This is a genomic window from Acinetobacter lwoffii (assembly GCF_024129435.1).
Taxonomy (GTDB): domain Bacteria; phylum Pseudomonadota; class Gammaproteobacteria; order Pseudomonadales; family Moraxellaceae; genus Acinetobacter; species Acinetobacter lwoffii_F.
The window spans coordinates 39,003-50,928 of record NZ_JAMXXN010000021.1 but is presented as its reverse complement, the minus strand read 5'-3'; the positions used below and the strand labels follow the sequence as shown (position 1 = coordinate 50,928).

The following is an 11,926-nucleotide window of genomic DNA, read 5'->3' as shown; positions in this document are numbered from 1 at the left end:
AAACCTTCTTCCTGCTTTCAGATGAAAAATCACAGGAAGCACCGCACTGGATGGTGCCTAAAACCATGCATAACGATGGCAACTATGTCATCTCGCTCGGCAACGTGGTGCGCTGGTTAGGCCAGAAAGCCGAAGAACTCGAAGTATCGATCTTCCCGGGCTTTGCGGCATCAGAAATTCTGTATCATGCCGATGACACAGTCAAAGGCATCCAGACCGGTGACATGGGCATTGGTAAAGATGGCGAGCCGACGCATAACTTTACCCCGGGTTATGAACTGCATGCCAAATACACCATCTTTGCTGAAGGCTGTCGTGGTCACCTCGGTAAACGTCTGATCCAGAAGTTCAACCTGGATAAGGACGCTGATCCGCAGCACTACGGTATCGGCATTAAAGAGCTTTGGGAAATCGATCCTGCCAAGCACAAATCGGGTCTGGTCATGCATGGTGCCGGCTGGCCGCTTTCTGAAACTGGTTCTTCAGGCGGATGGTGGCTCTACCACCCCGAGAACAATCAGGTGACCCTGGGCATGATCGTGGATCTTTCTTACACTAACCCGTATATGTATCCGTTCATGGAAATGCAGCGCTGGAAAACCCATCCATTGATCAAGCAGTATCTGGAAGGTGGTAAGCGTATTTCTTATGGTGCGCGTGCTGTGACCAAAGGTGGTTTTAACTCATTACCAAAATTCACCTTCCCGGGTGGTTCTTTGATTGGTGATGATGCCGGCTTCCTGAACTTTGCCAAGATCAAGGGCTCACATACTGCGATGAAATCCGGCATGCTCTGCGGTGAAGCGGTATTTGAGGCGATTGCGGCCGGTGTAGAAAAAGGCGGTGATCTGGCGGTGGCACGTGTGGCTGAAGGTGAAGATTTCTTCGTGAAAGAACTGACCGCGTATACCGACAAGTTCAACAACAGCTGGCTGAAAGAAGAGCTATATAACTCGCGTAACTTTGGCCCGGCAATGCACAAGTTCGGTCAATGGATCGGTGGCGCGTTTAACTTCATCGATCAGAACGTGTTTAAAGTGCCATTTACCCTGCATGATCTGGTTCAAGATCATGCTGCGCTGAAAACCCAGGCGGCTGAAAGCTTTAAACCGAACTATCCAAAGCCGGATGGCAAGCTGACTTTTGATCGTCTGTCTTCAGTCTTTGTCTCGAATACCGTGCATGAAGAAAACCAGCCAGCGCATTTAAAACTCACCGATGCTTCAATTCCGGTGGAAGTCAACCTGCCGACATGGGATGAACCGGCGCAGCGTTACTGCCCGGCAGGGGTGTATGAAATCATGGAAAATAATGACGGTTCCAAGCGTTTCCAGATCAATGCAGCCAACTGTGTGCACTGCAAGACCTGTGATATTAAAGATCCGTCTCAGAACATCACCTGGGTAACACCGGAAGGTGGCGGTGGTCCAAACTATCCAAATATGTAATTTGGATAGTTCTTGTGAATTAAAAAAATATATCTATTTCTCTGATTCACTTACCCAATCTTGAAGCAGTTCGTACTAACTCTTCACTTTAATTTTTTAGGTAATCCCAGTTCTCTCGAGAGCTGGGATTAATAAATTTTAAAGTAAATCAAAATAAGCCTGTATCACTCTATCTATTGAAATGAGATAGGAAAATAATCTGGTTTATGTCGTGCTGAAAAAATGGCTGACCCGAAGCCGGATCAGCCATTTTAAAATCAGACCTGAACGACTAAAATTTGAGTCATTCAGGGAATTGATTTATTTTGCGACAAACTTGGCACGCGCAGCATGCAGTTTTTTATAGCTATCAATCAGGCGTAAATGACGATCCAGACCTTCAAGCTTCATGCTGGTTTCAGTCAGGCCATGGAAACGAAGCGTGCCTTCAACTGAAGCCATAACCGCATCCATACGTTCATCACCAAACATACGGCGGAAGTTATGTGCATAATCTTCAATTTCCATCTCGTCATCAAGCAGTACTTCCAGCACCACATTCATACATTGATAGAATAAGCCGCGTTCTACCGTGTTGGTATTGAACTGCAAGAACTGCTCAACCAGATCTTTGGCTTCTTCAAATTGTTGCAGCGCAAGATAAATTAACAATTTTAATTCTAAAATCGTTAATTGGCCCCATTCGGTATTTTCATCGAATTCAACCCCGATCAAGGTTTTGATCTCGGTATAGTCATCCAGCTCACATTCTTCCAGACGCTCTACCAGCGCCTCAAGCTGTTCTTCATCCAGACGATGCAAGTTCAGGATATCTTCACGGAATGCCAAAGCCTTGTTGGTATTATCCCAGATCAGATCTTCGACCAGATAGATTTCAGAATAGCCTGGCACCAGGATACGACAAGCCGTTGCACCTAAATGTTGATAAACCGCCATATAGGCTTCATGACCGAGCTCTTCCAGAATGCCGAATAAAGCTGCAGCTTCATCTGCATTGGAGTTTTGACCATGGTTGGTGAAATCCCATTCCACAAATTCATGATCTGCTTTGGCACTAAAGAAACGCCAAGACACCACACCGCTCGAATCGATAAAGTGTTCGACATAGTTGTTCGGTTCAGTCACGGCATTTGAGCTAAAAGTTGGCTTCGGCAGGTCATTCAGACCTTCGAAGCTACGACCTTGCAGCAATTCAGTCAGACTGCGTTCAAGTGCCACTTCAAAATTTGGATGCGCGCCAAAAGATGCAAACACACCGCCGGTACGCGGGTTCATCAAGGTCACACACATTACCGGGAATTGACCGCCTAATGAGGCATCTTTGACCAGCACCGGGAAGCCCTGTTCCTCTAAACCTTTAATACCTTCAACAATTTTTGGATATTTCGCCAGCACCTGTTCAGGTACATCCGGTAAAGCCAGTTCACCTTCAATAATTTCACGCTTGACCGCACGTTCAAAGATTTCAGACAGGCATTGCACCTGAGCTTCAGGCAAGGTATTCCCTGCACTCATCCCGTTACTCAAGTACAGATTTTCAATCAGATTCGATGGGAAATAAACCGTTTCACCGTCGGAGTGACGTACAAATGGCAGTGAACAGATGCCACGTTCAGTATTACCCGAGTTGGTGTCATAAAGATGCGTACCCAATAACTCATCTTCAGGATCATAAATTTCAAGTGTATATTCGTCTAAGACTTCCTGCGGAAGTTCGCCATTCGGGCCCGGCTTAAACCATTTTTCATCCGGATAATGTACAAATTCTGCATTGGCAATGTCTTCACCCCAGAACTGGTCATTATAGAAAAAGTTACAGTTCAAGCGCTCGATGAACTCGCCCAGTGCAGATGCCAGCGCACTTTCCTTGGTTGAACCTTTACCATTGGTAAAGCACATTGGCGACTGTGCATCACGAATATGCAATGACCATACGTTTGGTACGATATTGCGCCATGATGCGATTTCAATCTTCATGCCCAGACCGGCCAGAATGGCAGACATATTGGCAATGGTTTCTTCCAAAGGCAGATCTTTGCCCGGAATAAAAGTGCTGTTTGCAGAGGCCAGACTTGGCATTAACAAGGCTTGCGCATCGGCATCAATGCTTTCGACTTCTTCAATCACAAACTCAGGGCCAGTCTGGATCACTTTCTTGACCGTACAACGGTCAATCGAACGTAAAATGCCCTGGCGGTCTTTTTCTGAAATATCAGCTGGCAGTTCAACCTGAATTTTAAAAATCTGTTTATAACGGTTTTCAGGATCGACAATATTGTTTTGTGACAGGCGAATATTTTCGGTCGGAATATCACGTGCTGCACAATATACTTTGACAAAGTAAGCTGCACAAAGTGCCGATGAGGCCAGAAAATAATCGAATGGACCGGGTGCAGAACCATCGCCTTTGTAACGAATCGGTTGATCGGCAATCACCGTGAAGTCATCAAATTTGGCTTCTTGGCGCAGATTGTCGAGATAATTGACCTTGATTTCCATGTGGACACCTAAATGTTCTTATGTGCCGCCATGGACAAATAAGATGCTGAATCTGAATGTACAAGCCGAATCACGCAGGAGAACTTGACTTAAAAATAAATCAGGGTAATAACGTAGTCATGAGACTACGGCGAACCCTTTAAGAATGGGCGCTATTATAGAGTCATTTGATGAAATTGATAACGTTTGTGAGTTTTTCCGCGATATTTTCTATAAAGCTAAGAAATAGGAACAACATGAATCAACACATTTAAAATTTGTGACGATCCATGTGTTGCTTTTAATATCGAATGAGCGCTTCTGATGTAGCTTTAAAATATGTATAGACAGATTAACAATAATTTCATCTTCTAAGCTTTAAGGCCTTAAAAATCATAGCTTAAACCGAATAAAGCCAGATTTCGCTGCTTGTCACCGTAGCGGTCATAGCCCCCCAGCAGATATTCGCCTGACACACTTAATTGAGGCAAGATTGCATAACTCAGTCCGGCAGACGCATAACGGAAGGCATGCTGTTTTTGGGTATCACCCAGTTCTCCACCTTCATATTTGCCTTCATCATTAAAATAGCTACCTGCAGCAGTCAGACTGGCATTCACACGATCATTCAATTGATGGTTCAGATTCAGCGTATAAAAGGTATCGCCCTGATTGGCATAGGCCACATCATAAAGATAGGTCGATACGCTCGCGCCAATACTGGTTTTTTCATCCAGCATACGGCTGACATTTAAACCCAACTCATTACCGGTGGTGTTTTCGCCCCCTGGATAATAATAGGTGGCATTCCAGAAATCCCAATCATAATGTTCCGAGCTGTGCGTATAGCCGACCAAAAAGTCATGCTCGAATTTATCGGTGCTATGCCCTCTGCGTCCTTGCACCTCAGCATAGGAATAACCCAATGTAGAACCCCAATAGCCCACATAAAAGTTGCCATAGGCCAAATTCAACCCTGCTTGTAGTGCAATATTATCGTCTTCCGGTGCATTGCTTAAACCGCGTGATACATATTTAGACACCACGCTCAGGTTGCCACTTGCTTGTATTTGATTGTTTTGAACGTCATTTGCAAAACTACAAATACTGGAAAATGTGACACAGCCGAAGAGCAAGGTTTGATTTAAGATTCTCATAAAATATAAAATTCTTTTTGGGTAAATAAAAGGGCTGAAAACATGATGCAGCCCTACTTAAAGATCGATTAATATCAAAATATACAGCTTATTTTAACGCATAATTAATATAAGTTTATGCCTATTTCCACCTGTAAAATAGAAATTTCAAGCTTGGCTTGAGACTCGAGCTGCCCGATAAAACGGCGCAGTCGATGCAGCTAAAGCCGGATTTCCCCGAATATGATCTGCCAGTTTCTCGGCCATCATGATGGTAGTGGCATTCAAATTTCCGGTAATAATTAAGGGCATGATGGAAGCGTCAATGACTCTGAGACCCTGCATTTCATGTACCCGGCCATAACCGTCCACAACTGCCATATCATCCTCGCCCATTTTACAGCTAGAAGATGGGTGATATGCGGTTTCAGCATGATTACGCACAAACTCGTCAATCTGGGCATCTGTCTGTACAGCTTGACCCGGACTGATTTCTTCACCCCGATAAGGATCAAGTGCTGGCTGGTGCATAATTTCCCGGGTAATCCGGATGGCATCCCGGAATTCGCGCCAATCCTGCTCGGTACTCATATAGTTAAATAAAATACTTGGATGCTCAAACGGATCTTTGGATTTGAGTTGTATACGCCCGCGGGAGGGTGAACGCATCGAACCGACATGCGCCTGAAAACCATGCTCATGAATGGCATTGGTTCCATTATAGTTGATTGCAATCGGCAGGAAATGATACTGGATATTGGGCCACTCGAACTCGTCGGAAGAACGGATAAAGCCGCCTGCTTCAAACTGATTACTGGCGCCAATACCTGTGCCTAGAAATAACCATTCAGCACCAATCATCGGCTGGTTATACCACTTTAAGGCGGGATAGAGACTGACCGGTTTTTTACACTGGTATTGCAGGTACATTTCCAGATGATCCTGCAAGTTTTCGCCCACACCCGGCAAGTCCTGAACGACCGGAATGTCCAGACTTTTTAATAATGCGGCAGGACCCACACCTGAACGCTGCAAAATTTGCGGGGAAGCAATCGTCCCGGCACACAGCAGAACTTCTTTATCGGCAAAGACCTGAATGGGTTGTAAGGCATTTTGACCTTCAAAATATTCCACGCCAATCGCCTGCTTCTGGCTAAACAGAATTCTATTGGTCATGGCATGGGTAATAATAGTGAGATTGTCGCGCCCTTTGGCCATATCCAGATAACCGCGCGCGGTACTGGAACGGCGGCCTTGCGGAGTCACGGTACGATCCATCGGGCCAAAGCCTTCCTGCTGATAGCCATTTAAATCGTCCGTTCGTGGATAACCGGCCTGTACACCAGCTTCGATCATGGCATGAAACAGCTCATTATTATCATTTTTTGGTGTTGCGACTGAAACTGGCCCGGCATCGCCATGATAGTCATTGCCGCCAATATCGCGTGTTTCCGCCTTTTTATAATAGGGCAGACATTCTGCATAGCTCCAGTGTTCCAGACCTTTCAAGCTGGCCCACTGTTCCAGATCCATGGCATTGCCGCGGATATAACACATGCCATTAATCAGCGATGAGCCACCAAGGCCTTTACCACGTCCGCATTCCATGCGGCGATTATTCATATGTGGTTCAGGATCGGTCAGATAGGCCCAGTTATAACGGCGTCCCTGTAAAGGATAAGCCAAGGCTGCCGGCATCTGGGTTCTAAAATCCAGACGATAATCCGGCCCGCCCGCCTCTAATAGCAAGACTTTGGTATCCGGATCCTCAGTCAATCGAGCAGCCAGCACATTTCCGGCCGAGCCTGCCCCGATAATAATATAATCGTAATTCATCAAGCGGAGACCTCTTTATGCGCTAAACACGGACTGGAATGGGTTCAACTCCACCTGAACCGATTTGGTCTGGGTATATTGCTGCAAAGTCACAATACCATTTTCACGTCCAACTCCTGAGTGTTTATAACCACCGACTGGCATTTCTGCTGGAGATTCGCCCCAGGTATTTATCCAGCAAATTCCGGCTTCAATCTGATGAATGATACGATGCGCACGGGCAAGGTCAGGCGTGACAACACCCGCAGCCAGTCCGTACTCGGTCGCATTGGCACGGCGAATGACTTCCTCTTCAGAGTCATAGCTTAAAATGCTCATGACAGGCCCAAAGATCTCATGCTGGACGATACTCATATCATCCCGGCAGTCACTAAATACCGTGGGCAAGACGTAGGCACCTTTGGCCAAATCACCTTGTGTGGCACGGCCACCACCACAAAGTAATCGTGCCCCTTCGATTTTGCCCTGCTCGATAAATTTCAGTACTTTCTGCATATGCGCAAAACTAGAGACTGGCCCAAAATTGGTTTCCGGATCGAGCGGATCGCCTATACGGATATGAGGAATACGCTGCAAGATTTTTTCTTCAAAAGCCGCTTTTAAGGTATAGGGAATGAATACCCGGGTGCCGTTGGTACAGACCTGACCTGAGCTGTAAAAATTGGCCATCATGGCAATGTCAGCGGCAAGATCAAGATCGGCATCTTCACAGATAATCAGGGGAGATTTCCCACCGAGTTCCATGGTGACTTCTTTCAGGCTGGAATCTGCGGCTTGCGCCATGACTTTTTTACCCGTGGCAACACCACCGGTAAACGAGACTTTAGCAATATCCCGATGTGCAGTTAAATAAGCGCCAATCTCGCCACTGCCAGTCACGACATTAAATACCCCGTGCGGCACACCGGCTTCGGTATAGATTTCAGCCAGTTTCAGTGCGGTCAAAGGCGTGGTTTCACTGGCCTTAAAAATCATGGCATTGCCTGCCGCCAGTGCTGGTGCAGATTTCCATAATGCAATCTGGATTGGATAATTCCAGGCCCCGATGCCGGCCACAACACCCAAAGGCTCACGACGGGTATAAATAAATGAAGTCTCTCGCAGTGGAATCTGCTGTCCTTCGAGGGCTGGCAAGATGCCGGCATAATATTCGAGGACATCTGCACCAGTCGCAATATCTACCGTAGAGGTTTCACTCCAGGCTTTACCGCTGTCGAGACTTTCAATACGCGCCAGTTCATCACTACGTTCGCGTAAAATAGCGACTGCTTTATTTAAAATCCGGGAGCGCTCGATCGCCGTCATTGCAGCCCAGACCTTCTGCCCTTTTTGTGCAGATTCGACGGCACGATCAATGTCTTCTTTGCTGCAGATCTGGATTTCCGCCAGGATCTCACCAGTTGCAGGGTTGATGCTTTCAAAGCTGCGATGCGATGTTGCATCGACATATTGGCCGTGAATATAAGGACGCTGTAAATGATAGGTAGTCACTGTAATTCCCTCGCCTATTTGTGTGATTTCAATTGCTGCTGGATAAACTGGCTACACAGTTCGATCGGCATTTCTGGATCAATCTCGCCACTGATCAGTGCTCCACGTAGCCAGAAACCATCAATCAGTGCAGCTAGCCCTTGTGCCGCTTTTTCTGCTTCTGATTTGGACAGCACTTTCATAAATTCGTGCTTGAGATTGGAATGTAAGCGGTAATGGTTAACCTGTTGCAACCGATGCAAGTCCGGTTGATGCAAGCTGCTCGCCCAAAATGCCAGCCAGACTTTCATAGCGGCCTTATTGGTTTGAGGTGCAGCAAAATTACCCCGTACAATGGCAAGCAAACGTTGCTCAGGTGTGGCATCCACCTGGGTCTGCATCTCTGCCACGGTTTTACCTAACTGCTGCAATAAATAACGCATTGTTGCTTCAATGAGGCCATTTTTCCCGCCAAAATAATGGCTTATGATGCCGGTCGAAACACCGGCACGTTGTGCAATCTGGCTGATTGAGGTTTCTGCAAAACCTAGTTCATTTACAGCAGCTAGGGTCGCGTCAATAAGCTGTTGACGGCGGATCGGTTGCATACCAACTTTTGGCATAAGACTAACCTGAATAACGAATCTATAAATCGGACTCATGCTGCAATAGCAGAATGAGGTAACATTAAAAAACGTTTTTTTAATTGAACGATCAATTAATAAAAATTATAGTGCATAGCAACCTCAGATGTACAGCGCAGTTTGTTTTGGATTTGCAAATGTTTGTAATTGATTCGGCTTTGACTCTTTAAGTGTCGAACCCTGTGTCAAATCGAACTGCGCTGTAAATCACATGACAATAAAACTACGGTCACAGATTTATGCAAAAGAAAACTGAACAAGTGCAGGATAGTCTGAATAAAGTGGTGTTTTATGTTTCAGCAACACTTATTCTGCTTTTTTCTCTCGTCACGATTTTATTCAATCAACAGGCCAATCTGGTCATCACCAATATTCTGAACTGGGTCAGTCGTACATTTAGCTGGTATTACCTGCTGGCTGCCACTTTGTATCTGGTGTTTATTATTTTTATTGCCTGTTCACGTTATGGGGAAATTAAATTAGGGCCTAAACATTCCAAGCCTGAATTTAGTTTATTAAGCTGGTCAGCCATGTTGTTTTCTGCCGGAATCGGGATTGACCTGATGTTCTTCTCGGTGGCGGAACCTCTCTCGCATTATATGAATCCACCCGTCGGTGAAGGCCAGACTTTCGAGGCGGCTCGCCAGTCCATGGTCTGGACCCTGTTCCACTATGGTTTAACTGGCTGGAGCATGTACGCGCTGATTGGGGTCGCCCTGGGTTATTTCAGTTATCGCTACAATTTACCGCTCACCATCCGATCGGCACTTTATCCGATCTTTGGAAAAAGAATTAATGGTCCGATCGGCCATACTGTGGATACGGCTGCAGTACTCGGCACGATTTTTGGTATTGCCACCACCTGCGGGATTGGCGTTGTGCAATTAAATTATGGCCTGCATGTGCTGTTTGATTTACCGGAAAATATCTGGATTCAAGCTGCACTCATCGCTGTTGCTGTGATTATTACTATTATTTCAGTCACTGCCGGTGTCAATAAAGGCATCCGGATCCTGTCTGAAATTAATATCTATGTATCAATTGGGCTGCTGCTATTCATTCTGTTTGTAGGCAATACCGAGTTTTTATTAGCTGCCTTGATTCAGAATTTTGGTGACTATATCAGCCAGTTCCCGAAACTTTCTTTAACCAGTTTCCCTTTTGAACAACCGAAAGAATGGATGAATAGCTGGACCCTGTTCTTCTGGGCATGGTGGATCGCCTGGTCACCTTTTGTCGGTCTGTTTCTGGCCCGTATTTCCCGTGGTCGTACCATTCGTGAATTTGTCACCGGGACTTTGGTTATTCCTCTGTTATTTACCCTGACCTGGTTGTCTATTTTCGGTAACAGTGCTTTATATAGCGTGATTTTTGATGGTAATACTCAACTTGCTACGACAGTTTTAGAAAATCCGGCACATGGTTTTTATGATCTGCTGGCGCAGTATCCAGGCTTTATGTTTACTGCAGGTGTCGCCACCATTACCGGCTTGCTGTTCTATGTGACCTCAGCGGATTCAGGGGCATTGGTATTGGGAAATTTCACCACCAAATTCACTAATATTGAGCATGATTCACCGCGCTGGCTGAGTGTGTTCTGGGCCATTGCCATCGGTTTGCTAACTTTGGCAATGCTCATGGCCAATGGCGTAACAGCATTACAGAACACCACGATTATTATGGGCCTGCCTTTTAGTTTCGTCATTTTCTTTGTGATGGCGGGACTATATAAGTCCTTACGTCTGGAGGATTTTCGACAGGCCAGTACCAGTCTGAATGCGGCACCTGTGGTCGGCAATGTGGATATATTGAACTGGAAGAAGCGTCTAAGCCGGGTCATGCTGCATCCAAGCCTGTCCCAGACCCGGACCATGCTGGACAATGTCTGCAAGCCGGCCATCGAGGCGGTTGCAACCGAGTTAATTGATAAAGGCATTCAAGTCAATATTCAGGAAAAATCACTTGAGGAAGAACCTGAACTGTATCACCTAGATCTGACCATTCAGCTCGATGAAGAAGAAAACTTTGTCTATGAAATATGGCCGGTACGCTATGACACGCCAAATTTCAGTTCACGTGGTAAACGAACCAAACGTTATTACTATCGTCTGGAAAGTTATCTGTTTGAAGGCTCTCAGGGCAACGATCTGGTCGGTTATAGTAAGGAACAGGTGATCAATGACATCCTGGATAAATATGAACGCCATATGATGTATCTGCATATTAACCGGATCAGCCCAGGTAAACGTCCGCTGTTCCCGGATCGTGAAATCTAGGATCTCTCAACTACGGAAGGAATCAATAATGTCAGAAAGTTTGAATGCATTTGCCCTGTTTTTCTCCCTGCTCAATCCTTTTCTGATGAGTATTTATATGCTCGGAATTATCCGTAATTCCGACGCAAGAATATTCAACATGGCATTGATTCAGGGCAGTCTGATCAGCTTTATTGTGTTCATCATTTTTGCAAAAACCGGTGAAGCCTTCTTTAATGAATTCTTGCATGTACGGTTTGAGTCCTTCCAGATTTTTGGCGGTATTATCTTTTTGGTGATTGGCTATCGTTATGTCTTTGAAGGTGCTGATACGATTGGTGTGATGCGTGGAGCGCCCAGTCATCTGGCGGGTACGATTGCCATGCCGTTTATGATCGGTCCCGGCACCATTTCGGCTTCCGTGATTACCGGGATTCAGCTCAGTTTAATGCAAACCATTCTGGTGATCTTCTTTACCCTGTTTCTGACCTGTAGCTTGCTAATTCTGATGAAATACCTGCATGATCATTTACAACATAAATATTCCAACTACATTGACCTGTATGTCGATATTGTCGGTCGTGTTGCTGCGCTTCTGATTGGTACGATTGCCATCGATATGATTGTGACAGGCGTTACCGGAATTTTAGAAACCTGAT

8 protein-coding genes are annotated in these 11,926 nt (G+C 45.7%); 3 read left to right on the top strand and 5 right to left on the bottom strand.

What is annotated here, in order from left to right:
* Window positions 1-1,448 (top strand): electron transfer flavoprotein-ubiquinone oxidoreductase (locus NI455_RS12205; RefSeq protein WP_253114417.1); only part of this gene is annotated, 1,448 nt, incomplete at its 5' end.
* 300 nt (window positions 1,449-1,748) lie between these two features.
* Here the strand turns inward: NI455_RS12205 and NI455_RS12200 are convergent.
* The 5 genes from NI455_RS12200 to betI all read right to left on the bottom strand — a co-directional run bounded on the left by NI455_RS12200 (window position 1,749) and on the right by betI (window position 8,991).
* Window positions 1,749-3,947, bottom strand: a complete 2,199-nt coding sequence (locus NI455_RS12200) for an OsmC domain/YcaO domain-containing protein (RefSeq protein WP_253114415.1) — start codon at window positions 3,945-3,947, stop codon at window positions 1,749-1,751.
* A 365-nt stretch (window positions 3,948-4,312) separates the two neighbouring features.
* Window positions 4,313-5,083 (bottom strand): TorF family putative porin, encoded by a 771-nt coding sequence (locus NI455_RS12195; RefSeq protein WP_100535111.1) that lies wholly within the window; start codon window positions 5,081-5,083, stop codon window positions 4,313-4,315.
* Window positions 5,084-5,230: 147 nt separating this feature from the next.
* A complete protein-coding gene (betA, locus tag NI455_RS12190; RefSeq protein ID WP_180075847.1) occupies window positions 5,231-6,898 on the bottom strand; it encodes a choline dehydrogenase in 1,668 nt (555 codons plus the stop codon).
* 15 nt (window positions 6,899-6,913) lie between these two features.
* On the bottom strand, window positions 6,914-8,389 hold the full coding sequence (betB, locus tag NI455_RS12185) for a betaine-aldehyde dehydrogenase (protein ID WP_218209002.1): 1,476 nt from the start codon (window positions 8,387-8,389) through the stop codon (window positions 6,914-6,916).
* Between the two features lie 14 nt (window positions 8,390-8,403).
* Complete coding sequence (gene betI, locus NI455_RS12180; protein ID WP_005170886.1) at window positions 8,404-8,991, bottom strand: transcriptional regulator BetI; 588 nt, start codon at window positions 8,989-8,991, stop codon at window positions 8,404-8,406.
* A 260-nt stretch (window positions 8,992-9,251) separates the two neighbouring features.
* Here betI and NI455_RS12175 point away from each other — a divergent pair, with 260 nt between their 5' ends.
* Window positions 9,252-11,288: a choline transporter gene (locus tag NI455_RS12175; RefSeq protein WP_253114412.1), complete on the top strand. Its 2,037-nt coding sequence runs from the start codon at window positions 9,252-9,254 to the stop codon at window positions 11,286-11,288.
* 28 nt (window positions 11,289-11,316) lie between these two features.
* Window positions 11,317-11,925 carry a MarC family protein gene (locus NI455_RS12170; protein ID WP_244783020.1) on the top strand — a complete coding sequence of 203 codons (609 nt, stop codon included), beginning with the start codon at window positions 11,317-11,319 and terminating at the stop codon, window positions 11,923-11,925.
* Window position 11,926: the final 1 nt, after the last annotated feature.

Coding starts and splice junctions, on each gene's coding strand:
- NI455_RS12200 (WP_253114415.1), bottom strand. CDS start 3,947: ATGGAAATCAAGGTCAATTATCTCGACAATCTGCGCCAAGAAGCCAAA.
- NI455_RS12195 (WP_100535111.1), bottom strand. CDS start 5,083: ATGAGAATCTTAAATCAAACCTTGCTCTTCGGCTGTGTCACATTTTCC.
- betA (WP_180075847.1), bottom strand. CDS start 6,898: ATGAATTACGATTATATTATTATCGGGGCAGGCTCGGCCGGAAATGTG.
- betI (WP_005170886.1), bottom strand. CDS start 8,991: ATGCCAAAAGTTGGTATGCAACCGATCCGCCGTCAACAGCTTATTGAC.
- NI455_RS12175 (WP_253114412.1), top strand. CDS start 9,252: ATGCAAAAGAAAACTGAACAAGTGCAGGATAGTCTGAATAAAGTGGTG.
- NI455_RS12170 (WP_244783020.1), top strand. CDS start 11,317: ATGTCAGAAAGTTTGAATGCATTTGCCCTGTTTTTCTCCCTGCTCAAT.